Below are 25,729 nucleotides of genomic sequence, written 5' to 3'. Positions count from 1 at the left end.
CATAATTCCGGGGCTACTCGGCAGAGCCGAACTATGATGCGGGCTCCGCACCGGAGAATCTGGAGGTTCCGGGTTCGATGTCGCGCGTCGCATCGGAACGACATCTCTATATCAGGCATTCCTTGCTGCAACATCACGCCACACTTTATTGCCCGTCCAGGCGCCTTGTGCTCCATTGCGCGCGATCCGGCGCCCGCCGGGGTTTGAGCCGGAGCATTCATGGATTCGATCGTGCAACCCGCCGCCACGGAGCAGCCGTCGTCGTCGCGCAACCGGCTGCTGCTGACGGTCTACACCGCTGCGATCTTCGTCAGCGCGCTGCTGCTGTTCTCGGTGCAGCCGCTGTTCACCAAGATGGTGCTGCCGCGGCTCGGCGGCTCGCCGGCGGTGTGGTCGGTGGCCATGGTGTTCTTCCAGTCGCTGCTGCTGGCCGGCTATGCCTATGCGCATCTGCTGATGCAGGCGCGGAACCGGATCGTCCCCGTCGCGGTACATCTGGTGCTGCTGTTTGCCGCCTTCGCCACGCTGCCGCTCGGCATCGCCTCCGCCTATGGCGAGCCGCCGGCTTCGGGCTACGCAGTCTGGCTGCTCGCCCTGTTCGCAGTCTCGATCGGGCTGCCGTTCTTTGCGCTCGCCGCGAACAATCCGCTGCTGCAGGCCTGGTTCGTCCGCACCGGCCATCCGGCCGGGCACGATCCCTATTTCCTCTACGCCTCCTCCAATATCGGCAGCTTCCTCGCGCTGTTGTCCTATCCGTTCCTGCTGGAGCCGATGTTCACGCTGCAGATGCAGAACCGGATCTGGACCGGTGGCTATGGCCTGCTGATCCTCCTCATCGGCGCCTGCGGCGTGCTGTTGTTGCGTTCGCCGAAGTTGGCGCTGACCGACACGCGGGCCGAGGACGTGAATGCACCCGCGCCCGGCCTCTTGACGCGGCTGCGCTGGATCTTCCTCGCCGCCGTGCCATCGGGCCTGCTCATCGCCGTCACCGCGCACATCTCGACCGACGTCGCGGCGGCGCCGCTTTTGTGGGTGCTGCCGCTGTCGCTTTACCTCTTGACCTGGGTCGTCGTGTTCCAGTCGCGGCCGCTGCTGCCGCACAAATGGATGCTGATGCTCCAGCCGGTCGCGATTGCGGGCGTCGTCGTCCTGCTGGCTTTCGGCGGCGAGCAGAACCTGCTGCTGACCCTCGGCGGACATCAACTCTGCTTCTTCGTCATCGCCATGGCCTGCCACGGCGAGCTGGCGCGGACGCGGCCTGCCGCCAAATATCTCACCGGCTTCTATGTCGCGTTGTCGTTCGGTGGCATGGTCGGCGGCTTGTTCGCGGGGCTCGTTGCGCCCTTCACCTTCTCGTGGATCGCCGAATATCCGATCCTGATCGCGCTTGCCGCGCTGTGCCGTCCGTCCGGGAATGAGCGGCTGGCCGCAATCGTCAAATGGTACTGGCTGGCGCTCGCCGCGCTCGCGGTGGCGCTCATCGCGCCGTCATATACGACCGGTGGCCTCTCGACCTGGTTCGAGGATCATCGTGTCTGGGTCGCCGGCGCCGTCGGCGTGCTCGCCGCGCTGCTCGCGCTGATCCTCAATGCCGGGCGCTGGAAGATCTTTGCCACCGTCGTGCTGGCGCTGGCGTTGATCCGCGTCTATCCCGCGGACGAGGGCCGCGTCACGACCGTGCGCAGCTTCTTCGGCGTGCACAAGATCGTGGTGACGCCGGGCGGTTATTTCCACGTGCTGATGCACGGCACCACCATTCATGGCGCCGAGCGTTTCCGCAACAATGACGGCACGCCTGTTGCCGGCCGGCCCGAGCCGATCACCTATTACCACAAGGACGGCGGCATCGGTCAGGCGGTCAGCGCGATCCGCGAGCGCAAGGGCGCGCCGCTGAAGGTCGCCGCGATCGGCGTCGGCTCCGGCACGCTCGCCTGCGCCGCCGAGCGGGGGGAGGACTGGACCTTTTTCGAGATCGATCAGTCCATGGTCGACGCGGCGCGCGACCCGAGGAATTTCCGCTACATCTCGAGCTGCATGCCCGACATGAAGCCCGTCATCGGCGATGCGCGCCTCACCTTCGCCAAGGAGCCCGACGGCGCCTATGATCTCGTCATCGTCGACGCCTATTCGTCCGACGCGATCCCGATCCATCTTGCGACCGAAGAGGCGATGAAGATCTACAAGGACAAGCTCGCGCCGCACGGTGCCGTGGTGATGCACGTCTCCAACCGGCATCTGGACCTCGAAACCGTCGTCGTCGGTATCGCGGACGCCAATGATCTCAAGAGCTGGGTCTTCAACGAGGATTCCGGGCGCGATGGTGACTACATCTTCTCCACCGACGTCGTCATCTCCGCGCGCGAGGAGGCCGACATCGGCAGGCTCGCGTCCTCCAAGCAATGGGAACAGACCGAAGCCGACGACAGGGTGCGGGTCTGGACCGATGACTATTCGAACATCCTGGGCGCGCTGTATCGGCGTTGGAAGGACGGCGAGTAGGGCTCTCTTCGTAGCCCGGATGGAGCGAAGCGCAATCCGGGGGCGCTCCCGGCGTGGTACTGTCCCGGATTTCGCTGCGCTCCATCCGGGCTACGAGGCATCGCAACTACGGCGCCACGGGCGTCCCCACCGGCAGCGCAATTCCCTTAGCGCCGGCCACCTCTCGTAATAGATCCGGCCTGTCCGAGATGATGCCGTCGACGCCGAGGTCGATCATGCGCGTCATGTCCTCGCGCCTGTTCACCGTCCACACCACGACGCGCAGTCCGAGCGCGTGGGCCTCGGAGACCAGAGGCGCGGTCACGTCGCCGAAATAGGGCGACCAGATCGCGCCGCCCGCAGCCTTGATCGTGCGCGGCAGCGAGCCGGCGTGATCGGCCGGGTTGAACCCCGCCGTCCAATTTGTCGCCTTGTCGAGCGCTACCGTCGGAGCCAGGCTGCGCTGGATCGTCAGGTACGCGGTCGGGATGTTCGGCGCCTGCTGCTGGACGCGACGCAAGGTTCGCCAGTCGAACGACTGGATCATGACGCGATCGGAGACTCCCTCGGTCTCGATCACCCCGAGCAGCTTCGCGACGAATTCTTGCGGATCAAGCGTTTCATCGGGACGGTTCGGATCGATCTTGGTCTCGATGTTGAAGCGCACTTGCCTGTTGCCGGACTTGCGCACCAGCGCGAACAGCTCGCGCAAGGTGGGAATGCGAGTCCCCGGGACGGCACGCTGGCCCGGAAATTGTTTCGCATAGGCACTGTCCGGCCGAATCTGGCCGACGTCATAGGTCCTGATCTCGTCGAGCCGCAATTTCACGAACGGCGTGCCGGGCGGAGCGATGTAGGCGCCATCGGGCCGCCGTGCGAGATCGGGATTGAGCCCGCGCTCATGCGCGACGATCACTTCGCCGTCGGCGGTGACGCCGACGTCGAGCTCCAGCGTGTCCACGCCCATCGTCAGCGAATGGGCGAAGGCGGGCAGGGTGTTTTCCGGCAGCAGCGCCCGCCCGCCGCGATGCGCCTCGAGGTCGAAGGCCAAATCAGATCCCATGGCTTGTCCGGCAGTGAGCAGCGAGAGCAGCACCGGGATTGTCGTGGCACGTGATGGCATGGTGCCTCGACGGTCAAGGGCGGTTGATGGTCGCCGGGTCAGTTCTGATAGTAGTAGCCGCGCGGCTGATAAACCTGCCGCGGCTGCGGCTGATAGTAATAGCCCTGCTGGCCGTAGCCCTGGTCGTAATAAGGCCGCGGCTGCTGCTGATAGACCTGCGCGTCGTAGAGCGGGCGGGTGGCCGAGCGCGGCGCCGGATAGCGCGCGCCGGTGTCGCTGCCGTCGGCCGGGTAGATGTAATTGTCGTCCTGCGGCATGTAGCGCCGCGCGGGCTGCGCCGGCGGGGTCAGGTCCACGGGGGCGCCGGTGGTGGCGTATTGGTCTTCGGCCGGCTGCGGGGCGCGGGCCACCGCAGTGTTGTTGCGGCCGCGCGGATTGCGCGCCAGCGCCACCTGTGCCGAGCCGGTCAGCGTCACCGTGGTGTTGAGCACGCCCTGCTGCTGCACCAGCGCATAGAGCGTCGAGGCATTCTGGCGCGACAGGCGCACGCAGCCATGGGATGCCGGCGAGCCGAGCCGGCCGACCGAGTCCGTGCCGTGGATGGCGTGCCCGACCTTGGTGAAGAAGATCGCGTGCGGCATCGGCGCGTCGTCGAATTCCTTGGAGTAGTGATCCTCTTCCATGCGGAAGGCCCGGAAGGCGCCGTTCGGCGTCTCGCGCGAGGGGAGGCCGGTCGACACCGGCCAGCGGTAGCGCGCGACCCCGTCGACGGCGACGGTCATCTGCTGATTGTCCTTGTCGACGGTGATCTCGACCTTGGCCTGCGCGGTGCCCGCGCTCAAAAGCATCAGGGATGTGAGAGCAATAAAAACCGAACGCATCTGACTTCTGGCCTCCGGCCTGTTCATGCTTAGCGCCGCGGCTCTCCGTCCCCCGGCGTGCATTATGCCTGCAGCCCGGCGTTGGTTCCAGCGGCCAGCCTGTCCATCGTTAACGTGATGGCAGGCGTAAGCAAGGCCGCTTTGTGCCGCGCCGGCCGGCGGCGCTGACATTTTCGCGAGCGCCGCGTGGTCAGTTCTTGAGCCGGTATCCGGTTCGGAAAATCCACCAGATCACGACCAGGCAGATCACCAGGAAGGCCAACGTCATGCCGATGCTGACGGACACGCTGACGTCGGCGATCTCGTAAAAGCTCCAGCGGAAGCCGGAGATCAGATAGACGACCGGGTTGAGCAGCGCGACCGTGCGCCATGTCGGCGGCAGCATGTCGATGGAATAGAAGCTGCCGCCGAGGAAGGTGAGCGGCGTCACCACCAGCATCGGAATCATCTGCAGCTTCTCGAATCCGTCGGCCCAGATGCCGATGATGAAGCCGAACAGGCTGAACGTCACCGCCGTCAGCACCAGGAAGGCCAGCATCCAGACCGGATGCTGGATATGCAATGGAACGAAGAGCCCGGCGGTCGCCAGGATGATCAGGCCCAGGATGATCGACTTGGTGGCGGCGGCGCCGACATAGCCGAGCACGATCTCGAAATAGGAGATCGGCGCCGACAGGATCTCGTAGATCGTGCCGGTGAATTTCGGGAAGTAGATGCCGAACGAGGCGTTGGCGATGCTCTGCGTCAGCACCGAAAGCATGATCAGGCCCGGCACGATGAAGGTGCCGTAGCTGACGCCCTCGACCTCGCTGATGCGCGAGCCGATCGCAGCGCCGAACACCACGAAATAGAGCGAGGTCGAGACCACCGGCGAGACGATGCTTTGCAGCAGGGTCCGCCAGGTACGCGCCATTTCGAACAGGTAGATGGCGCGGATGGCGCGGTGGTTCATGACGTCCTCACGAGGTCGACGAAAATGTCCTCGAGCGACGATTGCGTCGTGTCGAGGTCGTTGAAGCGGATGCCGGCGGTGCGGAGGTCGCCGAGCAGGCTGGTGATGCCGGTGCGCTCGCCCTGGGTGTCGTAATCGTACACCAGCGTCGCGCCGCCGTCGCAGAGCTCGAGCTCGTAATGGCTGAGGCTTTCCGGCAACGCCGTCACCTTGTTCTGCAGGTGCAGCGTCAGCCGCTTCTTGCCGAGCTTCTGCATCAAAGTGGTCTTGTCCTCGACCAGCACGATCTCGCCCTTGTTGATGACGCCGATGCGGTCGGCCATCTCCTCGGCTTCCTCGATGTAATGCGTGGTGAGGATGATGGTGACGCCGGATTGCTGAAGCCCGCGTACCACCTCCCACATGCCCTTGCGCAGCTCGACGTCGACGCCGGCGGTCGGCTCGTCCAGGAACAGGATCTGCGGCTCGTGCGACAATGCCTTGGCGATCATCACGCGGCGCTTCATGCCGCCGGAGAGCGTGATGATCTTGTTGTCCTTCTTGTCCCACAGCGAGAGGGCCTTCAGCACCTTCTCGATGTGATCGGGGTTCTTCGGCTTGCCGAACAGGCCGCGGGAGAAGCTCACGGTCGCCCACACGCTCTCGAAGGCGTCGGTGTGCAATTCCTGCGGCACGAGGCCGATCAGCGAGCGCGCCTTGCGGTAGGAGGTCTGGATGTCCTCGCCGCCGACCAGGACGCGGCCTTCGCTCGGATTGGCGATGCCGCAAATGATCGAGATCAGCGTGGTCTTGCCGGCGCCGTTGGGGCCGAGCAGCGCAAAAATCTCGCCGCGCTTGATGTCGAGATTGACGTTCTTGAGCGCCTTGAAGCCGGACCCATAGGTCTTCGACAGATTGGCGACGGAGATGATGGAAGACATGATGGCCGCGAGGCTGAGGAGCAAAGGCTGGGGAGGGGGCCGGACCATCCAGGAGGACAGGTCGGCGGAGCCCTGAAATAGGAACGCCATTGTCCCTCCGCAATTCCCCGGAGAAAAATGGTCTCAAAACAGGCGCTTTAGTGGCATGTTTCGGGCAAGTGTTGCGCGATGGTCACGGCTTGCTGCTAAGATTGGCGCTCACGCGCCTCTTTGTTGCGTCTGCGAGCGCGCCGTGGCTACGATTCCGGCCAATCGCGAAGCGTATTGTCTCCAGGGAAAAGATCGATGAGACCGAACGGCCGTCACACCGCCGGCGCCAGCCAATTGTCCGCCCTCCGTGTTTGGGCGATGGGCCTGCTCCTGCTGTCAGCTGTTGCCATCAGCCCGACCACCGCCAAGGCCGCCCCGAGCCAGGCCGCGGTGGCGACCACGCATGTCTATCTGCTACGCGGCGTGCTCAACATCTTCTCGCTCGGCCTCGACACGATCGGCGCCCGCCTCCAGGCGCAGGGCATCCCGGTGACCGTCGCCAATTTCGTGTCCTGGTCCTCGCTCGCCGATGAAGCGGCGGCTGCCTACAAGGCCGGTCGGCTCAAGACCATCATCCTGGTCGGCCATTCCTCGGGTGCGACCGCGCTGCCCGACATGATCGCCAAGCTCAACCAGCTCGGCGTGCCCGTGAAGCTCGCGATCGGCCTCGACTCCGTGTTCAAGACCAAGCTCTCGACCGGCGCGGAACGCTACATCAACATCTATATCGGCGATGGCCCCGGCGAGCCGGTGCGGGCCGCGGCCGGGTTCCGCGGCAAGCTCGACAATGTCGACATCCGCGGCAGTGGCGTCGGCCACATCTCGATCGACAAGAACGAGGCGATCCAGCGCCGCGTCATCGTTGAGATCGACGCCGCCATCATGCGCTCGCGCGCCCCGGCTGCGCGAGTCGCCGAACCCGCTGCGCCGCGGCCCGCACGCGCGGCGGCGGCAACGGATCCGGCGAGGAATTGAGCCGTCGCGCATCCTGCCGCGTGATGCCCGCCTAAGCTGGCGTTACGCGAACCGGCATGCTCTCCAGCCCGCGCAGGGAATTGTTGAGCCTGCGCTTCGGCTCCGCCGCGAGCTCGATCGTCTTCACGCGCCTTGCGAGCTCGCCGAAGATCAATTCGCCCTCCAGACGCGCGATCATCTGGCCGACGCAGGCGTGTATGCCTGCGCCGAAGCCGACATGGCCGGTCGCAACCCGCTCCACGTCGAAACGGGCCGGCTTGTCCCAGCGCGCGGGATCGCGATTGGCGGAGGCCATGAACAGCAGCACCTTGCGGTGCGCCGGGATCATGCCGCCGCCGATCTCGGCATCGCGCGAGGTGGTACGAAAGAACGTCTGCACCGGTGAATCGTAGCGAAGGCCTTCCTCGAAGGCGTTGCGTGCCAGCTCTGGTTTCTCGTGCAGCTTGCGATATTCGTCCGGATGGGTGGCGAGCGCGAGCAGGGTATTGCCGATGCCATTGACGGTGGTGTCGATCCCGGCCGTGAGGAACGGCCGCACCAGATGCGTCGCCTCGTGCTCGGTGATCTCGCCCTCATCGGCCGCCTGGTAGATCATCATGCCGAGGCTGTCGGGCCGTAGCGCATCGCGCGCACAACATTCCATGATCCAGCTCTGCGCCGCGAGGCCGTCCTTCCGCGACGCCGCGAGGATCTCGTTCTCCGGGCCGAAGCTGTTGAATACGAACGTGCTCCAGGCGAGCAGCTTCTCGCGCCCATCGGGGCGGATGCCGATCGCGTCCGGAAACACCTTCATCGGATAGGCTTCCGCAAGATCGGTCACGGCATCGAACGTGCCTTTGTCGATCAGCTCCGAGACCTTCCTCTCTGCTTCGCGCTGGAACGTCTCGCGCAGCTTCCTTGCGACGCCCGGAGACAGCGTGCGGCCGAGCACGCGGCGGCCCTTGTCGTGGTCGGGCGGATCGATCTGCAGGGTCAGCGGCTTTGGCAGCGCCGGGTTCATCCCGTTCAGCCCGACGCCCTCGCCACTGATGAACGTTTTCCAGTCCTTCAGGGCCGCTTCGACCTCGGCATTGCGCGCCATGGCCCACACGCCGTAGCGCTCCACCTCGAACACCGGCCCGATTGCGCGCAGCGCCTCATAGGCGGGATAGGGATCCGTCAGAAAGCCGGGCGCGAACGGATCGACCGGACTGGATGCAATGCCGCTCATGGTCAGCTCCGAACCGCTACTGCTTTGCGAGCGGGCACTGACCGTCACTCTCGGACCGGAACGCGTCCTCGCCCTTGATCGTGGCAACGACCTTCAGCAGATCCCAGGACGAATTCGATTCCTCGGGAGCCTTGACCTGCAACAGGTAGAGCGGATGGATCTTGCGGCCGTCCTTGCGGATGTAGCCCTTGCCGAACAACTGATCGTCGGTCGGCATCTGCTTCATCGTCGCGACCACGGCCTTGCCGTCCTTGGCGCCGCCGGCCTTGTCGACCGCCTTGAGGTAGTGGATGACCGAGGCATAGACGCCGGCCTGCATGTCGTTCGGATAGGCCTTCGAGGGAATGCGTTCGGCGAAGCGCTTCGCGAAAGCACGCGTGCCGTCGGTCAGATCCCAGTAGAACGGATTCATGATCTGCGCGCCCTGCGCAAACTTGAGCCCAAGCGCGGGAAGGCCGTTCATGCCGAGGATCAATCCGACCAGCTTGTGATCCTTCGTCAGCCCGAACTCGGCGGCCTGCTTCATCGAGGTGATGGTATCGTCCCCCGCATTGGCGAATGCGATGACGCTCGCGCCCGACGCCTGGGCCTGGAGCAGGAATGAGGCGTAATCAGCCGTGCCCAACGGATGCCGCACGCTGCCGAGCACCTCACCGCCGGACGCTTTCACGGCTTCCGCGGCCTGCTTTTCCAGATCATGGCCGAACGCGTAATCCGCGGTGATGAAGAACCATTTCTTGCCGCCCTGCTGCACGATGGCCTTGCCGAGGCCGCGCCCGTAGGAATAGGTGTCGTAGGTCCAGTGCACGGTGTTTGGCGTGCACTTCTCCCCGGTCAGAAGCACCGTGCCGGCGCCCGAGCCCACGAAGACCTTGTTCTTCTCGGCGCTCATGCCGGCCACGGCGAGCGCAATCGACGAGTTCGGAATGTCGAAGATCGCATCGACGCTCTCGTTCTCGTACCAGCGCCGGGCGATGCCGATGCCGATGTCCGTCTTGTTCTGATGGTCCGCCGCAACGACTTCCACCGGCTTGCCGGCGGCCTTTCCGCCATAGTCCTCGACGGCCATCTTGGCGGCGACGACCGAGCCGATGCCCTGATAGCTCGCGAACGGCCCCGATTGATCGTTCAGGATGCCGATCTTCACGACGTCCTGGGCCAAGGCCGGTGCGGCGGTCAGCACCGCGGCCACCATGCACAGTTTATGCAGGAATTTGCTGTTCATTGTGTCCCTCCCATGGGCGGTCTTGGTGCCGCTCTATAATAGTTATATTTTATAGCTATTTTTGAGAGTGTCAATTCGGCCGACTTGTGGCCGCCGGATCCAGGATCATGAGCCCGAAAGCAGTCAGACCCGGAGCGAAGCCCCCTCAACCGTCGGAGACGTCACTGGACTTGCGCGCGCTGCAGCGCACGCCCGGCTTCATGCTGCGGCTCGCGCAGCTGAAGTTCTTCGAAGGCTTCTACGAGGAGTTCGCCGCACTGGGCCTGACGCCGGCGACCTACGCGATCTTCGTCGTCATTCGCGACAATCCGGGCGTTCCCCCCAGCAGCCTTGCCAGCCTGCTCCGCCTGCGCCTGCCGAACCTGATCAAGATCCTGAACGAGTTGGAATCGTCCGGCTTCATCAAGCGTAACCGCTCGAAATCCGACCGCCGCGCCGTCGAGTTGATGCTTACGCCGAAGGGCGCCAAGCTCATTCAGGACGGGGCAAGCCTGACGGGGCTCTATAACCGGAAGATGCTGGCCCCGCTCACCGAGGCGGAGCAACGCACCCTGCTCGAATTGCTCAACCGGCTGCTGCCGCTTTAGCCCGGGAGAGGCCCGCCTGAGCCCGACGGTCGCAGCCACGTCCCGCGGAGGGGCAGCCGGAGAGGGCGCCGGACGAGAGATGGTCGGTTCCGTGCCCCAAAATCCACCCAATCGATGGTCACTAAGCCGGTCAGGGGAGGCCCCTGCCTCCCGTGGTGGGACTGCTGGACTGATGATTCATTCGAGGCGACTCCTCGCGCTGGCAGCGGTGGTGCTGCTCGCCTTGAGCAGTGGCATGGCCGCTGCTACTCCCCCCAAGTCCAAGACCAACGCGACCGCCCCCGCCGCGCCGCCGCCGCCTCCGCCGTTCGAGCCGTTGCCGCCGCCAAAAATCTACCTGTTCCGCGGCGCCATGGGCCCGATCTTCTCGACCGGCATGGATCGGCTCGAAGAGAAGCTAACGAAGGCCGGCTTCTCGGCCAACGTCTACGAATTCACCATCTGCCGGTGGATCGGCGATCGCGCCATCTCCAGCTATAAGGAATCGCCGGCGCCGATCGTGCTGATGGGCCATTCCATGGGCGGGCTGTGCTCGATCGTCATCTCCGAGATGGCGGCCAAGGAGAACATCCCGATCAGCCTCGTCATCGCCATCGATCCCGCGCAAGCGACCGGCGATGTCCCCCTCAACGTCGAGCGCTTCATCAACATCTTCCTGTCCGACAGCGTGCTCGGCGGCGGCGACGTCGTGGCTGTTCCCGGCTTTCGCGGCCATTACGCCAGCTATGACCTCAAGCGGAACGCGCGCGTCACCCACATCAACATCGAGAAGTCCGACGATATCCATCGTCAGATCGTCGAGATGGTGACGCAGCTGCCGCGCATTCCGCCGCAAACGCAGGCCGATGCCGTGCCGCTGCGCTATCTCGTGCCGGCGGATACGCTGGTCGAATTGTGGGACAGTGGCGTGCGGGTGCCGGTGCGCCGCGGCGACACCATGGAGAGCATCGCCGCAGCCAACCGCGTGCCGCTGTGGACGCTGGCGCAGAGCAACTCGCTGCCCGAGAACGCGCAGCTGACGCCGGGCCAGACCATCATCGTCCCCCGCCATCTGACACCGCCTGAGCCGGCCGCCGCGATGGCCACGCCGCCGGCGTCACCGGCGGCGCGGAGGTAGGGGCCGTTATCTTGCCGCAGAAGGCGGTTCGCTCCCTCTCCCGCTTGCGGGGGAGGGTTGGGGAGGGGGTCTCTCCTCGATCGAGGACCCCAGAGAAGAGAGCCCCCACCCGCCGCGCTCTGGCGCGCAATTGCGCTGCCGAGCGCGTCGCCCTCCCCGCAAGTGGGAGAGGTGCAGCGAGTCCTTGGCGACACTCGATCCGATAAGACTAAACATTCGATCCGTGGATCGCATCGATCACGGCGTCCGTGACCTCCTTCGTGGTCGCCTTGCCTCCGACATCCGGCGTCAGCACGCCCGCGGCGCAGACACGCTCGACGGCGGCCATCAGCCGTAAGGCGGCATCCTTCTCGCCGAGATGCTCGAGCATCTGCGCGCCGGTCCAGAACGTCGCGACCGGGTTGGCGATGCCCTTGCCGGTGATGTCGAACGCCGAGCCGTGGATCGGCTCGAACATCGAGGGGAAGCGGCGCTGCGGATCGATGTTTCCGGTCGGGGCGACGCCGAGGCTTCCAGCCAGCGCGCCGGCGAGATCGGAGAGGATGTCGGCGTGGAGATTGGTTGCGACGATGGTGTCGAGGCTCTTCGGATGCAGCGTCATGCGCACCGTCATGGCGTCGACCAGCATCTTGTCCCAGGTCACGTCAGGGAATTCGCCGGCGACCTCGGCCGCGATCTCGTCCCACATCACCATGCCGTGGCGCTGCGCGTTCGACTTGGTCACGACGGTCAGCAGCTTGCGCGGGCGCGACCGCGCGAGCTGGAACGCATAGCGCATGATCCGCGTGACGCCGACGCGGGTGAAGACGGCGACTTCGGTGCCGACCTCTTCCGGCAGGCCCTTGTGGGCGCGGCCGCCCATGCCGGCATATTCGCCTTCCGAGTTCTCGCGCACGATCACCCAGTCGAGATCGCCGACGCCGACATTGCGCAGCGGCGAGGCGACGCCCGGCAGGATCTTGGTCGGCCGCACATTGGCGTATTGGTCAAAACCCTGGCAGATCGGCAGGCGCAGGCCCCACAGCGTGATGTGGTCGGGCACGTCTGGGGCGCCGACCGCGCCGAAATAGATCGCGTCGAACTTCTTCAGCTCGCTGAGGCCGTCCGCCGGCATCATCACGCCGTGCTTCTTGTAATAATCCGAGCCCCAGTCGAACGTCTTGACGTTGAAGGCGAGATCGCCGCTGCGTTTTGCGAGAGCCTCCAGCACGCGGACGCCGGCCGAGATCACCTCGGGGCCGATGCCGTCGGCGGGGATGGCTGCGATCGAATGGGTGCGCATGGGAAGGCTCCGTTTGAGAGACCGCGCCGGCATATCCGGCCGTCGGCGTCGCTGGCGAATCTAGACGGGAGTGCCGGGCAAACTCAATCGGCGCTGGTTTATACAAAAAAATGATATAATCATCGGGAGGTCGCCACGGCGTCATGGCCGGGCTTGACCCGGCCATCCACGCCTTTCCCCGCGGCCCAAGAACGTGGATGCCCAGGACAAGCCCGGGCATGACGACCTCGCGCAAGTCTCAAGCGCGGTCGGGCGAGGCGAGAGGACGGCGAATGGAATTGCATCAGCTCCGATGCTTCGTGGCGACGGCCGAGCAGCTGCATTTCGGCCGCGCGGCGCAGCAGCTTCAGATGCTGCCCTCCGCGCTCGGCCGGCAGATCCGGCTGCTGGAGGAAGACCTGGGCACTCGGCTGTTCGCGCGGACCACGCGCGCGGTGTCGCTCACCGTGGACGGCACGACGCTGCTGCGCGATGCCCGCACCATCCTTGCCAAGGTCGAGGCGGTCGAGAGCAACCTGCGCAATCGCTCGCGCGCGGGGACCGCGCGGCGGCTGCGGGTCGGTGCTATCGACAGCGCGGCGGCCGGACTGTTGCCGCCGCTCCTGCGCGATTTCCGCGTCAGGCATCCTGACATCGCGGTGCAGCTCCTCGAAGACAAGACTGTCCGGCTGCTGCCGAAGATTTTGACCGGCGCGCTCGATCTCGCCTTCGTCCGTCCGCCTGACCGGCCGGACAAGCGGCTCGAATTCCGCGGCCTGCTCCAGGAGAGCGCGATCGTTGCGTTCCCGCGGCGGCACGCGCTGGCCGGGCGCAAAGCGATCACGCTGACGGATATCGCCGACGAGGCTATGCTGGTGCCGGACCGGCGCTCGCGGCCGCACAGCCACGACCTCACCATAAAGCTGTTCGAACAGGCCGGCCTGACGCCGCGCATCGTTCAGGTCGCCGACGAGAAGCAGACCATCATCAACCTCGTGGCAACGAAGCTCGGGGTCGCCATCGTGCCGCGCTGGACCGCACGGATGGCGGTGACCGGTGTGCGGTTCGTGCCGCTTCGACTGAGGCAGAGCGGGCCGGTCGGACGGCTGCCGCTTGCCGCAGCTTGGCTGCGCGGCTCGCGCGATCCGGCCCGCGATGCCATGCTGGCCGTTCTGGAAGCCCGCCTGCGCAGCTATGCGCGGGAGGCGTGAGCGGCTATGACATCGGCCAAGACAGAGGCCAGGACAGAGGGATGGTGATGACGGATCAGACGGCTTCAGGCGAATTGCGGGTGGCCATTGCCGGGCTGGGCTCGATCGGCACCAAGATCGCGACCGCGCTCGATCAGGGCATCGAGGGCCTGTCGCTCGCGGCCGTGGCCGTACGGGATCCCGCCAAGCATCAAGCCTTCATCGACGGCTTGCGTCGCCCACCGACAATCCTGCCGCTCGACCAGCTCGGCAAGGCCGCCGACATCGTCGTCGAATGCGCGCCGAGCAGCCAGCTGCGTGCGATCGTCGAGCCTGCGGTGAAGCGCGGCAAGGCCGCGGTCGTAGTCAGCGTCGGCGGCTTGCTCGACAATTTCGATCTGGTCGATCTCGCCCGCGCCAATGGCGGCCGTATCCTGGTGCCGACCGGCGCGCTGATCGGCCTCGATGCCGTCAACGCCGCCGCAATCGGCACCATCCATTCCGTGAAGATGGTGACCCGCAAGCCGATCGACGGCTTGAAGGGCGCGCCGTTCATCGTTCAGAACAACATCGACATCGACAATCTGCGCGAACCGCTGAAGCTGTTCGAGGGCAGCGCGCGCGAAGCGGCAAAGGGCTTTCCGGCCAACGTCAATGTCGCGGTTGCGTTGTCGCTCGCGGGCATCGGGCCCGATCGCACCGAGATCCAGGTTTGGGCCGACCCGACCGTGACGCGCAACGTTCACCGCATCGAGGTCGAGGCGGACTCAGCGCGCTTCTCGATGGGCATCGAGAACATCCCGTCCGAGAATCCCAAGACCGGCCTGATCACCGCGTTGTCGGTGATCGCGCTGCTCCGCAAGCAGCGCGCCACGCTGTGCGTGGGGACGTGAGCTCCTACGCCCCCGTCACGCGCCAGATCACGTTGCCGACGTCGTCGGCCATCAGTAGCGATTTCCTGTCGGGACCGATCGCGACGCCGACCGGGCGGCCGTAGGATTCCTTCTCGTCCGGCGACAGGAAGCCCGACAGGATGTCGCGACCGGGGCCGGACGGCTTGCCGTTCGCGAACGGGATGAACACCAGCTTGTAGCCGGACAGCTTGCTGCGATTCCACGAGCCGTGCTGGCCGATCACCATGCCGTCGCCGAAGCCGGGCAGGGTGCCTGCGGGCATCCAGCACAGGCCGAGCGAAGCCGTGTGGCCACCGAGCGCATAGTCCGGTTGAATTGCCTTGGCAACCATCGCCGGATCCTGCGGCACGCGGTCGTCCACCGTCTTGCCCCAGTAGCAATAGGGCCAGCCGTAGAAGCCGCCGTCGCGCACGGAGGTGAGATAGTCGGGCGGCGTCTCGTCGCCGAGGCCGTCGCGCTCGTTGACGACGGTCCAAAGCACGCCGGTCGTCGGCTCCCAGGCAAGGCCCACGGGATTGCGCAGGCCGGCCGCAAAGATGCGATGCGTGCCGGCGACGAGATCGAGCTCGTAGACCGCGGCGCGACCTTGCTCGACCTCCATGCCCATCTCGGCGATGTTGCTGAGCGAGCCGACGCCGGCATAGAGCTTCTTGCCGTCGGGACTGGCGAGCAGGCTGCGCGTCCAGTGGCCGGCGGGCTTGAATGTCGTCAGCCGCTTGCCCGGTGCTGTGATGCGGTCGGCGTCGGCAATGTAAGGAAAAGCCATCACGCCGTCGGTGTTGCCGACGTAGAAAGTGTCGCCGACCAGTGCCATGCCGAACGGCTGGCTGAGGTTCTCCATGAACGCGCCGCGAATCTCCGCAACGCCGTCGCAGTCCTTGTCGCGCAACAGCGTGATGCGGTTGGCGGAGACGCCGAGCGCGGCGGCGCGCCGCATCGTCGCCTGCATCGCATAGTGGAACACGCTGCGCGGGGCGCCCGCGATCTGCGTTGCCTCCGCGATCAGCACGTCGCCATTGGGCAGCACCTCGATCCAGCGCGGATGGTCGAGACCGGTCGCGAACGCATCGACCTTGAGCCCGGGTGCAGCGATCGGCTTCTGTCCGTCGCGCCAGCCGCGTGCGGTCGGCATCTTCAAGGTGGGGATCGCGCCTTGCGGTTTCGCTTCGGGAATGGCGGGCTTCTCGCCCCAGGCCGGCGCGGGGTCGGTGCCCGTCATCTTGCGCCATTGCAGCGCGATGCCGCCGATGAAGGCGACGAACTGCGCGAAGATGCTGGAAAACGTCATGACAAGCCCCCGGTTGCGCGCGCATCCAACTGGCTGACGGGGCCGACGTCAACCTGTGCGGAGCTCAGCACGGGCCTATTCCCGTGGAATGGCAGCCGATCGAATTTGCATGGGACAGGTCGCGGCGTCGGCCCGGAGATCAACGGCCGATCTGCCGCTCCAGCCGTCGTGCCGCGCGAAAATCATCCAAGTGACGGATGTTCGGCGCCAGCGCCGCTTCCCTGGAGAGCAGATGATAGACCCGCGCCACCGTGCGCTGCTTCTGCTTCGTACGCCCGGGGGGCAGCGCCCGCGCCTTGCGGACGGCGGCGATCGCGTGGGCGCGAAAATAATCGTAGGCGTCCGACATGGCTCGATGCTCTGCGGCCGTTGACAGATGTCGAGGGCTAACGGACCAGCAGAGGTGTGGTTCCTTGGCGAGTCGGATCGTGCACTCGTGCCCCGGACGCAGCGCAGCGCGTCCGGACAGGAGAGTGACGCCCTCACCGCGGCGACGTGAACGGAATGATCATCGGAACGCGACGGCAATAGGCTCCATAGGCGTCCTCGCCGAGCTCCTTCGAGAGGAACACCTCTTCCATCCGGCCCTTCTGCCACATACCGAGCGAGATCAGGATCGCGCCGAGGATCGTCGTCACCAAGCCGATCGCAACGCCGGTCACCAGCATGCCGAAGATTAGGCCGGTGTAGATCGGGTGGCGGACGATACCGTAAGGGCCGGTGTCAATGACGCGGTGGTCTTCCTTCTGGGTGATGGTGTTGGACCAGAATTTTCCGAGATGCAGCCGCCCCCACCATGCGAAAGCGATGCCGGCGACGGAGAGGACCGCAGCGATGATGATGCCGGTGTTGCCGAGCACCCAAAGCGGCTTCCAGCCCATGGCTTCCGCAATGAACGGCGTGTACAGGATGCCGCCGACCAGGATCGGCAGGCGATAGCGCTGCGACTCCAGCGTCATGACCTGCTTCTTGGTCTGCCCCTGCCAGAACGAGGCGCCGACCCAGCTGACCAGAAAAGCGAGCCAGATCAGGGCGAGCAGTTGCGTCGGCCAGGTCGTGGTCCAGCCACCCCAGGCGACAGAGAGAAGCTTGCTGAAATCGAAAGACATGAAGGTTCTTTGCGTTTGAAGCGGCGTCAGCTCGCGCGCGAGGACAGCGCGTGATGCTTGAGGGCGCCGGAGGGCTGCTGGCCGTTGCGGGCGAGCAGGTGGGTGATGGTTTCGCGCAAGACGGGCTCGATCGGACGCGGCGAATAGCCGAGCTCGGTACGGGCTTTGCCGATCGAAAGATCGCTCGCGGCGAGCGCGATCCGCACGCCCTCGGCGGTGCCGTTGGGCGGCCGGCGCGTAATGTGGTCGGCGATGCATTCGAGCATGATCGCGGAGAGCTCGGCGATCTTGCCGGGTACGACGACGGGAAATTGCCGGCGTCCGCTCATCGCCGACATCATGCGCAGGATGTCGCCGAGCGGGACGCAGTCGCCGCCGAGGATGTAGCGCTGCCCGAGGCGGCCGCGTTCCATGGTCAGGACCAGGCCCATGGCGACGTCGCGGACGTCGACCAGATTGACCAGGAAGTTGAGGTGCGGCTGCACCTTCTTCTGCAGGAAGTACCAGAGCATCGCGGTCGGCGGTGTCAGATGTTGGTCGGCGGCGCCGATCGGCATGGTCGGCGTGCCGATCACCAGCGGGAAGCCCGCTTCTGCCGCTTTGGCGGCATGATGCTCGGCGAGCGATTTCGACCGGGTGTAGGCGCCGGGCATCGCCTCGGCCGGCTGCAGCGCCTCTTCGGCGGGAACGCCCTTGAGGTCGGAATAGGGGAACAGGATCGATTCGGTCGAGCAATGCAGGAAGCGCGAGACGCCGCGCTTCATCGCCGCCGCCAGCACGATCTCGGTGCCGCGGCAATTGACCTCGTGAAAGTCCTGCTTGTTGGCGACCCACATGCCGGGCAGGCCGGCGAGGTGATAGACCTGATGGCAGCCGGCGATCGCCGCATCGACCGCGGCACAGTCCAGCACCGAGCCGTGGACGTGCTCGACATCCGCGTTCGCCGCGCTCGGCACACGGACATCGAGAACGCGGACCCGCTGCCCACGGGCGCGGAGCGCTTCTACGAGGTGATGTCCGATGAAGCCACTGCCACCGGTAACCAGGACGAGAGCCATGCAGTAGGTTGCTGTTTCGCTTCGAGCGTTATCGGGTTGAAAGGGAATTGGCCGGAAGAGGCGCCAGAATCGCGGCAAGGTCGCGACGGAAACCCAGTGCAATGAATAATTTTGCCATGACGAACATCGGTCCAAGCAAAAGATGCGAGGGGAACGTGAACAACGAGGCCTCGCGCCCCTCAAAAACCTTGTGGCCGATGGCCTGTGCGGCGAGGCCGAGCACCACCAGCGTGGCGAAAATCGCCCACATCGTCGCGGTGCCGACTTGCGCCGCGATGGTCGTCGCAACCGAAAACAGCACGACGGAGACGGCCAGAATGCCGAGCCCGAGCGCCGCGTCGAGCAGCAGCCAATAAATCAAGACCGGAACAGCCAGGACCACCGCCAGGCTGACGTTGAATCCGAACAGCGGAAGCTTGACCAGCGTCAGCGGCAGCACGGCGCCGGTGAACAGCAGCAGGATGCCGACCACATGCATCGCCGTGTTGCGGGGATCGCGATGGTACTCGACATAAACGGCAAGTTGGCGCTGGAAAAAGCCACCCATTTCGGTCTCATGCAGCACGGGGTCGGGAAGGGCGAATAGAGGCTATAGCACTGGACCGAGCGGTGCACAAACCGGCACTTTTGTCGCGTGAAACCGTGCGCGCGCGCCCGGGACAGGCTGCAAAATAATCCGCACTTCAAGGGGTTCCGTCAGCCGCGGAGCCGCCTTCGCTTAGCGCTTCTTGGCGGGCTTTTTCGCCGCAGGCGCTGGCGTCGCAGCCGGACGCGTCTCTTCCGGCAGCTTGGCATAAGTCAGGATCTGCAACTGGCCGTTGACGGCGGAGGTCGGCTTGGCCCGATCGAGAAACTGCTCCTCGCCGAGGCCGATCGGATGCAGCCGCTTGGTCGAGATCTTGAAGGTGTTCACCAGGACGTCACGGATCGCATCGGCCCGGCGCTGACTCAGGATCGCATTGGCCTCGCGCGTCTTCGAATTGGATTCGACGTGGCCGACGATCAGGAAAGTGTAGGGCAGCAGCGAGGAATGAACCAGCGCGTCCGCAATGCGGCCAACGGTCTGGTAGGACGCCGGCTGGATGATCGGCGTGTCGGCGTCGAACTGGATCTGCGCATTGAAGGCGGGCAGCTTGGCGAGCTCCGGCGCGATCAGCGGCCGGTTCACCGGCCCCGGATCGTTCTTGATCCTGGTCTTGGCGCGCTCCATCACCTGCTGCTTCAGCGCGGGCAGGTCAACCTCGGCGGCCTCTTCGAAATGGTTCAGCTTCGCGACAATGTCGTCGCGGGTCGGCGCCGCCGTCTGCGCGCCGGCGGGGCCCGCGAGCAAAGCGAGCCCCAGCGCCAAGCCCAGTCCTGCGGTAGCGAGCCCGTTCGCGCGCATCAGCGATACCCCGCGTCGTCAACGGCCTTCAGGCAGTTGTTGCTGATGCCCTTGGGCGTCGAGACCAGGCACGGGATCGACTTGCTGGTCTCCTTGGTCGAGCCGCCGCAGACTTTGACGATCTCGCGCTGGCAGGCGTTCGCTACCGTCACGCGCGCGGCGACGCGCTTCTGGATGGCGTCGAACACGCCGAGATAGTCGCTCGTGCATTGCGGCGAGAGCACGTCGCGATTGCGCGACAGGCATTCCTTCAGCCGGTTCGAATCCGGGTTGACGCCGCGGCAATTGGCGACGATTTCCGCCCCGCAGCTCGCCGCCAGCTTGCCGATCGAATCGCCAAAGCTCATGGTCTCCGCCGCCGCAAGCGACGGCATCCCCAATGCAAGCACGATCAATGTGATGGAGCCCCGGACCATGGGTTGCATCTGATACGGGGAAGTTCGCGGCGGTCAAGGGGCGTTCGGGCGAGAACTGTCGAGAGTTGCGCAGTGCGGCGAACAGTCCTCACTCGGCCTCAGCGAGGGGCGGCCAGTCGACCAGGGCGACGGTATGGTTCCTGAGGTCCTCGGCAACCTCGGGGTCGGCCTTGAGCTCGTCCAGCGTCCGCGGCGGGGGCAGCTGGCGCCCGTCCGCGGTCAGCTCCTGCGCATAGAATGCAAGCGCCTCGGGCGCATTCTCCAGGGCCTCCTCGACGTCGTCGCCGCCGGAGATGCAACCGGGCAGGTCCGGAAACCACAAGCTCACGGTTTCGTCCGGGTCGGCGTCCTCGATGATGGCAACGTACTGAGCCATATCGGGTCTCACGCCCGCTGCACGAAACTGTCCACGACCTTCTTCTCGCCGGCCTTGTCGAAGGCGATGGTGAGCTTGTTGCCGTCGATCTTGGTGACGCGGCCATAGCCGAATTTCTGGTGGAAGACGCGGTCTTCCAGCGAGAATTCGGACGTCGTGCCGGTCGATTTGGCGACCAGCTCGCCTTCGATCGTCAGGGGCCCGCGCCGGCGCGAGGCGAAGCTGCCGAAATCGGGGCCGGATGACGAGGAGGTCGAGAACGTCGCGGCCTCTTCCTCGAAGCCGCCGCTTCGGCCGCCGCCGCGATTCCGGTTGGCCTGGGCGCGCTGCCAGCCCGGCGTCGAATAGCTGGAGCCGAACGCCTCCATGTCGTCGAAGCGCGAGGCGCCGTAGCCGCCGCTGCCGCCCCATCCGGAGCCGCCTTTGGATTCCGTGATCTCGACATTGGCCGCCGGCAATTCGTCGAGGAAGCGCGACGGGATCGTGGTCGACCAGGTGCCATGAATCCGGCGATTGGTCGCGAAATAGATCTTTGCGCGGCGGCGGGCGCGGGTCAGACCGACATGGCCGAGCCGGCGCTCTTCTTCCAGGCCCGCGCGGCCCTGTTCGTCCAAGGTGCGCTGGCTCGGGAACAGGCCTTCCTCCCAGCCGGGCAGGAACACGTTGTCGAATTCGAGCCCCTTGGCCGAATGCAGCGTCATCAGCGACACCGCGTCGTCCTCGGCGCCACCCTCGCGGTCCATCACCAGCGAGATGTGCTCCAGGAACCCTTGCAGGTTCTCGAACTCCTCCATCGAGCGCACCAGCTCTTTCAGATTCTCCAGCCGGCCCGCGGCGTCCGCCGAGCGGTCCTTCTGCCACATCTCGGTATAGCCGCTCTCGTCGAGCACGATCTGGGCGAGATCGGTGTGCGCGGTGACCTCGCGCTGGGCACGCCAGCGGTCGAACTGCACGATGAGATCGCGAAGCGAGCCGCGCGCCTTCGGCTTCAGCTCGTCGGTCTCGACCACGGCGCGCGCCGCCTCGAACAGGGGAATGCGGCGCTTGCGGGCGTGGTCGTGCAGCATCTGCACGGTGGCGTCGCCGAGCCCGCGCTTGGGCGTATTGACGATACGCTCGAAGGCGAGATCGTCGGCCGGCGAATTGATGACGCGCAAATAGGCCAGCGCGTCACGGATTTCGGCGCGCTCGTAGAAGCGCGGGCCGCCGATGACGCGGTAGGGCAGGCCGAGCGTGACGAAGCGGTCTTCGAACTCGCGCATCTGGTAGGAGGCGCGCACGAGAATGGCGATCTCGTTGAGCTTCTCGCCCTGGCGCTGCAGCTGCTCGATCTCCTCGCCGATGCCGCGAGCTTCCTCTTCCGAATCCCATGAGCCCGTGACGGTGACCTTCTCGCCGTCCTGGTCCTCGGTGCGCAGCGTCTTGCCGAGCCGGCCTTCATTGTGCGCGATCAGGTGCGAGGCGGCGGCGAGGATGTGACCCGTCGAGCGATAGTTGCGCTCCAGGCGAATGACCTTGGCGCCGGGGAAATCGTGCTCGAAACGCAGGATGTTGTCGACCTCGGCGCCGCGCCAGCCATAGATCGACTGGTCGTCGTCACCGACGCAGCAGATGTTTTTGGTCTTCTCCTTCTCCCCGCTTGCGGGGAGAAGGCCGGGATGAGGGGGAGTCTCCACGAGCTCGGTGCTTGGAGAGGCCCCCTCACCCGCATCGCTTCGCGATGCCACCTCTCCCCGCAAGCGGGGAGAGGTGGAAGAAGGCGCCTGCGACAGCAGCCGCAGCCACAGATATTGTGCGACGTTCGTATCCTGGTACTCGTCGACCAGGATGAACTTGAAGCGCTGCTGGTACTGCCTGAGGATATCCGGGTGCTCGCGGAAGATGCGGATGTTCTCCAGCAGGAGATCGCCGAAGTCGGCCGCGTTCAGGATCTTCAGCCGTTCCTGGTAGCTCGCATAGAGTTTGCCGCCCTTACCATTGGCGAATATCGCGGCCTCACCCGACGGCACCTGCGCTGGGCTCAGGCCGCGGTTTTTCCAGCCGTCGATCAGGCCGGCCAGCATCCGCGCCGGCCAGCGTTTCTCGTCAATGTTCTCGGCCTGCAGCAGCTGCTTGAGCAGCCGGACCTGGTCGTCGACGTCGAGCACGGTGAAGTTCGACTTGAGCTGCGCCAGCTCGGCATGGATGCGCAGGATGCGGCCGCCGATGGAGTGGAAGGTGCCGAGCCATGGCATGCCTTCGACGGCGTGGCCGAGCATTTGGCCGAGCCGGTGCTTCATCTCGCGCGCGGCCTTATTGGTGAAGGTCACCGACAGGATCTCGGCCGGGCGGGCGCGGCCCTGGCTCAAGATGTGCGCGATGCGCGTGGTCAGGACGCGGGTCTTGCCGGTGCCGGCGCCGGCCAGCACCAGGACCGGGCCATCCAGCGTCTCCACTGCCTCGCGCTGCTCCGGATTGAGCCCGGCGAGGTATTTCGGGCCCACCGAGGCGCGCGCACGCGCGGCGATGCCGCCGGCTGCGGGCTGGTGGTCGGGTACGGCTGTGATCTTGCTCGGCTCGGTCATGCGAATCATCGGCCCCACGATGGCACCGCGGGGTGGTGGAAGGGAGCCTTCTTAACAGGGATTGGTGCCTATATGGGGCGCCGGGCCGGGTTTTCCACGTGCGCGGCAGGCCGATTTGTTCCAGCTGAGCCAGCGAATTTCGCTCCCGCCGGGACCGGAACTATCGTTCCCGCGTCGAGATTGTCAGGACAGGTGGCGCGGCCAGCCGCGTCGATCGCAGACAACATCAAGACGAGGGTTTGACCATGCTAGGCTGGGTTGTGACGTTTCTGGTTATCGCACTGATCGCCGGCATCCTGGGCTTCGGCGGCGTCGCCGGCGCTTCGATCGAGATCGCCAAGATCATCTTCTTCATCGCAGTCGTTCTGTTCCTGGTCTCGGCCGTCGTCGGCCTCGCCCGCGGCCGCAACAGAATATAGCTGCGATGTCACCTCTCTCCGACGGGGAGAGGTGAACCACAGGCGGCAGACGGCGCCTGAGCCACTAACGCTTCGAGGGCATCGCCACGCTCCGGCCGATGCCCTCGGGTCGCGTCAAGGCGCTGTGGGACTTGGCAACTCCAGCAATGCGCTGCTGGATGTCGGTCGGAAAAGGCGCAACGCGCCGCGCATTCATGTCCATGTGCAGTGACATGTTCTCGGACGTCGCCGACAGCCAGCCCTCGGTGCCGTGCCGCATCTCCTCGAATGTGTGCAGCCGCTTGTCATCGGCGTCGAGCAGCCAGACTAAGATCTGCACGGGATCGCCGAGATGGATCTCGCGCAAATAGCGCACGTGGCATTCGGCGGTGAAGGTCGAGCCGTGGCGCTCTGTCTTGTAGACCGGGCCAATCCCGAGCTCGAGCCAGAACTCGTCGATCGCCCGATCGAACATCACGTTGTAATAGGCCATGTTGAGATGGCCGTTATAGTCGATCCATTGCGGCTCGACCTGCATGATCGAGGAGCGAAACGGCTCTGCGTTCGGCGCTGTGGCGGCGGTCTCCGGCATGTGTCCTTCCCAAGCTATGCGTCCGGTCCCTTGACTTGACCGGTTATATGTCCTTTGCCACGGTCTCTTCTCGTCGGGAGGAATTCCGTGGGTACGACCATCACCAATAATCCGCCGCGGCCGGAGCCGAAAGCCCTCGCAAGCGCGCTGGAGCAGCTTGCCGCGCGCTTCGGCAACCGCCTCATCACCTCGCAGGCCGTGCGCGAGCAGCACGGCCATACCACCACCTGGATCCCCAACCAGCCGCCCGACGGCGTGGTGATGGCGCAGGAGACCGCCGACATCCAGGACGTGGTGCGGATCTGCGCCAGACATCGCGTGCCCGTCATTCCCTTCGGCACCGGCACCTCGCTCGAAGGCCAGGTCAACGCGCCCGCGGGCGGCATCTCGATCGACCTGCGCGACATGAACAAGGTGCTCGCGGTGCATGCCGAGGACCTCGACTGCGTGATCCAGCCCGGCGTCACCCGCAAGGCGCTCAACGAGCATCTGCGCGACCAGGGCCTGTTCTTCCCGATCGATCCCGGCGCGGATGCCTCGCTCGGCGGCATGGCCTCGACCCGCGCCTCCGGCACCAATGCGGTGCGCTACGGCACCATGCGCGACAGCGTGCTGGCGCTGAAAGTGGTGCGCGGCGACGGCGAGATCATCACCACGGGCACGCGCGCCAAGAAATCGTCCGCCGGCTACGACCTGACGCATCTGTTCGTCGGCGCCGAAGGCACGCTCGGCATCATCTCCGAGCTGACCATTCGCCTGCGCGGCATCCCCGAGACGATCGCAGCCGGTGCGGTGTCGTTCGTGACCGTGCACGGCGCCTGCCAGGCCGTGATCCTGGCGATCCAGACCGGTATTCCCGTCGCGCGCATCGAGTTGCTCAATGCCGCGCAGGTCAAGGCCTGCAACGCCTATTCCAAGCTGACGCTGCCGGAGACGCCGCTGCTGCTGATGGAATTTCACGGCAGCGAGATCGAGGTCGCCGAGCAATCCAAGGCGTTCGGCGAGATCGCGAGGGACTGCGGCGGCGGCGATTTCTCCTGGACCACCAAGCCGGAGGACCGCACCAAGCTGTGGCAGGCGCGGCACGATGCTTATTGGTCGGTGAAGGCGCTGCGGCCCGGCGACAGCATCGGCGTGGTCGCGACCGACGTCTGCGTGCCGATCTCGCGGCTCGCCGATTGCGTCAGCGAGACCGAGGAGGATCTCAAGCGCCTCAATTTGCTGTCGCCGATCGTCGGCCATGTCGGTGACGGCAATTTCCACTGCTCGCTGGTGTGCGACACCAACGACGCCGACGAGATGGCGCGCGGCGAGGAGTTCATGCATCGTCTGGTCGAGCGTGCGCAGGCCATGGACGGCACCTGCACCGGCGAACACGGCATCGGCCAAGGCAAGCAGAAATATCTCGAGGCCGAGCTCGGCCCCGAGGCGCTCGATGCGATGCGGGCGCTGAAGCAGGCACTCGATCCGCTCAACATTTTCAACCCCGGCAAGATCGTGCCGGAGGCATAAGGCGGCGCTCTCCGGAACCGGGAACTTTCGGCAATCCTGCCGGTTCCAATTCCCGCCAATTTCCGATGCTCAATGGCAGGGCTTTGCGCGGGAGGGTGCGATGGTGCGACCGGTCATGGGAATTGCCGCGGTGGCCTTTGCCTGCATGCTTGCGGGGGCCGCGTTCGCGAAGGGCGGACACGGCGGCGGCCATGGAGGTGGCCATGGCGGCGGGCGCGGCGGCGGTCAC

At 65.6% G+C, this 25,729-nt stretch carries 25 protein-coding genes; 8 read left to right on the top strand and 17 right to left on the bottom strand.

Translation table 11 applies throughout. The annotated features are described in order from the left end of the window. Nucleotides 1-219 precede the first annotated feature (219 nt). A complete protein-coding gene (locus I6F20_RS21990; protein ID WP_225127793.1) occupies nucleotides 220-2,499 on the top strand; it encodes a fused MFS/spermidine synthase in 2,280 nt (759 codons plus the stop codon). Nucleotides 2,500-2,605: 106 nt separating this feature from the next. Here the strand turns inward: I6F20_RS21990 and I6F20_RS21985 are convergent, their stop codons facing one another. The 4 genes from I6F20_RS21985 to I6F20_RS21970 form a co-directional block, all read right to left on the bottom strand. Then, nucleotides 2,606-3,601 carry a glycerophosphodiester phosphodiesterase gene (locus tag I6F20_RS21985; protein WP_225127791.1) on the bottom strand — a complete coding sequence of 332 codons (996 nt, stop codon included), beginning with the start codon at nucleotides 3,599-3,601 and terminating at the stop codon, nucleotides 2,606-2,608. A gap of 38 nt (nucleotides 3,602-3,639) precedes the next feature. Further along, on the bottom strand, nucleotides 3,640-4,449 hold the full coding sequence (locus I6F20_RS21980) for a L,D-transpeptidase (protein ID WP_225127789.1): 810 nt from the start codon (nucleotides 4,447-4,449) through the stop codon (nucleotides 3,640-3,642). Nucleotides 4,450-4,612: 163 nt separating this feature from the next. Then, nucleotides 4,613-5,374, bottom strand: coding sequence for an ABC transporter permease (locus I6F20_RS21975; protein ID WP_036006407.1), 762 nt, complete (start codon nucleotides 5,372-5,374; stop codon nucleotides 4,613-4,615). Beyond that, nucleotides 5,371-6,294: an ABC transporter ATP-binding protein gene (locus I6F20_RS21970; protein WP_225114526.1), complete on the bottom strand. Its 924-nt coding sequence runs from the start codon at nucleotides 6,292-6,294 to the stop codon at nucleotides 5,371-5,373. Before I6F20_RS21970 ends, I6F20_RS21975 begins: the two co-directional genes overlap by 4 nt. A gap of 285 nt (nucleotides 6,295-6,579) precedes the next feature. Between I6F20_RS21970 and I6F20_RS21965 the strand changes: the two genes are divergently transcribed. Beyond that, a complete protein-coding gene (locus I6F20_RS21965; RefSeq protein WP_225127786.1) occupies nucleotides 6,580-7,299 on the top strand; it encodes a hypothetical protein in 720 nt (239 codons plus the stop codon). A gap of 31 nt (nucleotides 7,300-7,330) precedes the next feature. Here I6F20_RS21965 and I6F20_RS21960 read toward each other — a convergent pair whose 3' ends face one another. Beyond that, the gene (locus I6F20_RS21960) at nucleotides 7,331-8,509 is read right to left on the bottom strand and encodes a cytochrome P450 (protein ID WP_225127785.1); all 1,179 of its coding nucleotides are present in this window, start codon (nucleotides 8,507-8,509) and stop codon (nucleotides 7,331-7,333) included. Nucleotides 8,510-8,525: 16 nt separating this feature from the next. Then, nucleotides 8,526-9,734 (bottom strand): ABC transporter substrate-binding protein, encoded by a 1,209-nt coding sequence (locus I6F20_RS21955; protein WP_050995928.1) that lies wholly within the window; start codon nucleotides 9,732-9,734, stop codon nucleotides 8,526-8,528. A gap of 107 nt (nucleotides 9,735-9,841) precedes the next feature. Between I6F20_RS21955 and I6F20_RS21950 the strand changes: the two genes are divergently transcribed. Continuing rightward, a complete protein-coding gene (locus I6F20_RS21950; RefSeq protein WP_225127783.1) occupies nucleotides 9,842-10,321 on the top strand; it encodes a MarR family winged helix-turn-helix transcriptional regulator in 480 nt (159 codons plus the stop codon). A gap of 172 nt (nucleotides 10,322-10,493) precedes the next feature. Further along, nucleotides 10,494-11,438 carry a LysM peptidoglycan-binding domain-containing protein gene (locus I6F20_RS21945; protein ID WP_036006428.1) on the top strand — a complete coding sequence of 315 codons (945 nt, stop codon included), beginning with the start codon at nucleotides 10,494-10,496 and terminating at the stop codon, nucleotides 11,436-11,438. Nucleotides 11,439-11,646: 208 nt separating this feature from the next. On the opposite strand, the gene I6F20_RS21940 is transcribed toward I6F20_RS21945, so the two are convergent. Further along, a complete protein-coding gene (locus I6F20_RS21940) occupies nucleotides 11,647-12,720 on the bottom strand; it encodes a tartrate dehydrogenase (RefSeq protein WP_036006429.1) in 1,074 nt (357 codons plus the stop codon). 272 nt (nucleotides 12,721-12,992) lie between these two features. Here I6F20_RS21940 and I6F20_RS21935 point away from each other — a divergent pair, with 272 nt between their 5' ends. Further along, the gene (locus tag I6F20_RS21935) at nucleotides 12,993-13,910 is read left to right on the top strand and encodes a LysR family transcriptional regulator (RefSeq protein ID WP_225127781.1); all 918 of its coding nucleotides are present in this window, start codon (nucleotides 12,993-12,995) and stop codon (nucleotides 13,908-13,910) included. Between the two features lie 47 nt (nucleotides 13,911-13,957). After that, a complete protein-coding gene (locus tag I6F20_RS21930) occupies nucleotides 13,958-14,782 on the top strand; it encodes an aspartate dehydrogenase (RefSeq protein WP_036006458.1) in 825 nt (274 codons plus the stop codon). 4 nt (nucleotides 14,783-14,786) lie between these two features. On the opposite strand, the gene I6F20_RS21925 is transcribed toward I6F20_RS21930, so the two are convergent. From I6F20_RS21925 to I6F20_RS21885, 9 genes are all read right to left on the bottom strand, one after another. Beyond that, complete coding sequence (locus I6F20_RS21925; protein ID WP_225127779.1) at nucleotides 14,787-16,091, bottom strand: PQQ-dependent sugar dehydrogenase; 1,305 nt, start codon at nucleotides 16,089-16,091, stop codon at nucleotides 14,787-14,789. A gap of 139 nt (nucleotides 16,092-16,230) precedes the next feature. Further along, nucleotides 16,231-16,440, bottom strand: coding sequence for a hypothetical protein (locus I6F20_RS21920; RefSeq protein ID WP_025038081.1), 210 nt, complete (start codon nucleotides 16,438-16,440; stop codon nucleotides 16,231-16,233). A 133-nt stretch (nucleotides 16,441-16,573) separates the two neighbouring features. Next, nucleotides 16,574-17,200: a methyltransferase family protein gene (locus I6F20_RS21915; protein ID WP_036006440.1), complete on the bottom strand. Its 627-nt coding sequence runs from the start codon at nucleotides 17,198-17,200 to the stop codon at nucleotides 16,574-16,576. A 26-nt stretch (nucleotides 17,201-17,226) separates the two neighbouring features. Continuing rightward, nucleotides 17,227-18,258 (bottom strand): NAD-dependent epimerase/dehydratase family protein, encoded by a 1,032-nt coding sequence (locus I6F20_RS21910; protein ID WP_225127777.1) that lies wholly within the window; start codon nucleotides 18,256-18,258, stop codon nucleotides 17,227-17,229. A gap of 28 nt (nucleotides 18,259-18,286) precedes the next feature. After that, complete coding sequence (locus I6F20_RS21905) at nucleotides 18,287-18,805, bottom strand: Mpo1 family 2-hydroxy fatty acid dioxygenase (protein ID WP_036006444.1); 519 nt, start codon at nucleotides 18,803-18,805, stop codon at nucleotides 18,287-18,289. Nucleotides 18,806-18,976: 171 nt separating this feature from the next. Then, the gene (locus tag I6F20_RS21900) at nucleotides 18,977-19,642 is read right to left on the bottom strand and encodes an OmpA family protein (RefSeq protein WP_109144953.1); all 666 of its coding nucleotides are present in this window, start codon (nucleotides 19,640-19,642) and stop codon (nucleotides 18,977-18,979) included. Next, the gene (locus I6F20_RS21895; RefSeq protein ID WP_225127775.1) at nucleotides 19,642-20,058 is read right to left on the bottom strand and encodes a hypothetical protein; all 417 of its coding nucleotides are present in this window, start codon (nucleotides 20,056-20,058) and stop codon (nucleotides 19,642-19,644) included. Before I6F20_RS21895 ends, I6F20_RS21900 begins: the two co-directional genes overlap by 1 nt. Nucleotides 20,059-20,146: 88 nt before the next feature. Next, nucleotides 20,147-20,434: a type II toxin-antitoxin system HicB family antitoxin gene (locus I6F20_RS21890; RefSeq protein ID WP_036024931.1), complete on the bottom strand. Its 288-nt coding sequence runs from the start codon at nucleotides 20,432-20,434 to the stop codon at nucleotides 20,147-20,149. Nucleotides 20,435-20,442: 8 nt separating this feature from the next. Beyond that, nucleotides 20,443-23,007 carry an ATP-dependent helicase gene (locus I6F20_RS21885; protein ID WP_225127773.1) on the bottom strand — a complete coding sequence of 855 codons (2,565 nt, stop codon included), beginning with the start codon at nucleotides 23,005-23,007 and terminating at the stop codon, nucleotides 20,443-20,445. A 236-nt stretch (nucleotides 23,008-23,243) separates the two neighbouring features. Between I6F20_RS21885 and I6F20_RS21880 the strand changes: the two genes are divergently transcribed. Beyond that, on the top strand, nucleotides 23,244-23,417 hold the full coding sequence (locus I6F20_RS21880) for a DUF1328 domain-containing protein (RefSeq protein WP_036006471.1): 174 nt from the start codon (nucleotides 23,244-23,246) through the stop codon (nucleotides 23,415-23,417). Nucleotides 23,418-23,481: 64 nt separating this feature from the next. On the opposite strand, the gene I6F20_RS21875 is transcribed toward I6F20_RS21880, so the two are convergent. Then, nucleotides 23,482-23,988, bottom strand: coding sequence for a thioesterase family protein (locus tag I6F20_RS21875; RefSeq protein WP_109144952.1), 507 nt, complete (start codon nucleotides 23,986-23,988; stop codon nucleotides 23,482-23,484). A gap of 87 nt (nucleotides 23,989-24,075) precedes the next feature. Between I6F20_RS21875 and I6F20_RS21870 the strand changes: the two genes are divergently transcribed. Continuing rightward, the gene (locus tag I6F20_RS21870) at nucleotides 24,076-25,500 is read left to right on the top strand and encodes an FAD-binding oxidoreductase (protein WP_225127770.1); all 1,425 of its coding nucleotides are present in this window, start codon (nucleotides 24,076-24,078) and stop codon (nucleotides 25,498-25,500) included. Nucleotides 25,501-25,729 lie beyond the last annotated feature (229 nt).

It is taken from the genome of Bradyrhizobium sp. IC3123, from assembly GCF_020193625.1.
In the GTDB taxonomy this organism is placed as follows: domain Bacteria; phylum Pseudomonadota; class Alphaproteobacteria; order Rhizobiales; family Xanthobacteraceae; genus Bradyrhizobium; species Bradyrhizobium yuanmingense.
This window is presented reverse-complemented; position numbering and strand designations above follow the sequence as displayed.

Coding starts and splice junctions, on each gene's coding strand:
- I6F20_RS21955 (WP_050995928.1), bottom strand. CDS start 9,734: ATGAACAGCAAATTCCTGCATAAACTGTGCATGGTGGCCGCGGTGCTG.
- I6F20_RS21920 (WP_025038081.1), bottom strand. CDS start 16,440: ATGTCGGACGCCTACGATTATTTTCGCGCCCACGCGATCGCCGCCGTC.
- I6F20_RS21945 (WP_036006428.1), top strand. CDS start 10,494: ATGATTCATTCGAGGCGACTCCTCGCGCTGGCAGCGGTGGTGCTGCTC.
- I6F20_RS21990 (WP_225127793.1), top strand. CDS start 220: ATGGATTCGATCGTGCAACCCGCCGCCACGGAGCAGCCGTCGTCGTCG.
- I6F20_RS21975 (WP_036006407.1), bottom strand. CDS start 5,374: ATGAACCACCGCGCCATCCGCGCCATCTACCTGTTCGAAATGGCGCGT.
- I6F20_RS21960 (WP_225127785.1), bottom strand. CDS start 8,509: ATGAGCGGCATTGCATCCAGTCCGGTCGATCCGTTCGCGCCCGGCTTT.
- I6F20_RS21930 (WP_036006458.1), top strand. CDS start 13,958: ATGACGGATCAGACGGCTTCAGGCGAATTGCGGGTGGCCATTGCCGGG.
- I6F20_RS21910 (WP_225127777.1), bottom strand. CDS start 18,258: ATGGCTCTCGTCCTGGTTACCGGTGGCAGTGGCTTCATCGGACATCAC.
- I6F20_RS21970 (WP_225114526.1), bottom strand. CDS start 6,294: ATGTCTTCCATCATCTCCGTCGCCAATCTGTCGAAGACCTATGGGTCC.
- I6F20_RS21950 (WP_225127783.1), top strand. CDS start 9,842: ATGAGCCCGAAAGCAGTCAGACCCGGAGCGAAGCCCCCTCAACCGTCG.
- I6F20_RS21935 (WP_225127781.1), top strand. CDS start 12,993: ATGGAATTGCATCAGCTCCGATGCTTCGTGGCGACGGCCGAGCAGCTG.
- I6F20_RS21915 (WP_036006440.1), bottom strand. CDS start 17,200: ATGTCTTTCGATTTCAGCAAGCTTCTCTCTGTCGCCTGGGGTGGCTGG.
- I6F20_RS21985 (WP_225127791.1), bottom strand. CDS start 3,601: ATGCCATCACGTGCCACGACAATCCCGGTGCTGCTCTCGCTGCTCACT.
- I6F20_RS21965 (WP_225127786.1), top strand. CDS start 6,580: ATGAGACCGAACGGCCGTCACACCGCCGGCGCCAGCCAATTGTCCGCC.
- I6F20_RS21980 (WP_225127789.1), bottom strand. CDS start 4,449: ATGAACAGGCCGGAGGCCAGAAGTCAGATGCGTTCGGTTTTTATTGCT.
- I6F20_RS21900 (WP_109144953.1), bottom strand. CDS start 19,642: ATGCGCGCGAACGGGCTCGCTACCGCAGGACTGGGCTTGGCGCTGGGG.
- I6F20_RS21875 (WP_109144952.1), bottom strand. CDS start 23,988: ATGCCGGAGACCGCCGCCACAGCGCCGAACGCAGAGCCGTTTCGCTCC.
- I6F20_RS21905 (WP_036006444.1), bottom strand. CDS start 18,805: ATGGGTGGCTTTTTCCAGCGCCAACTTGCCGTTTATGTCGAGTACCAT.
- I6F20_RS21925 (WP_225127779.1), bottom strand. CDS start 16,091: ATGACGTTTTCCAGCATCTTCGCGCAGTTCGTCGCCTTCATCGGCGGC.
- I6F20_RS21885 (WP_225127773.1), bottom strand. CDS start 23,007: ATGATTCGCATGACCGAGCCGAGCAAGATCACAGCCGTACCCGACCAC.
- I6F20_RS21890 (WP_036024931.1), bottom strand. CDS start 20,434: ATGGCTCAGTACGTTGCCATCATCGAGGACGCCGACCCGGACGAAACC.
- I6F20_RS21895 (WP_225127775.1), bottom strand. CDS start 20,058: ATGGTCCGGGGCTCCATCACATTGATCGTGCTTGCATTGGGGATGCCG.
- I6F20_RS21880 (WP_036006471.1), top strand. CDS start 23,244: ATGCTAGGCTGGGTTGTGACGTTTCTGGTTATCGCACTGATCGCCGGC.
- I6F20_RS21940 (WP_036006429.1), bottom strand. CDS start 12,720: ATGCGCACCCATTCGATCGCAGCCATCCCCGCCGACGGCATCGGCCCC.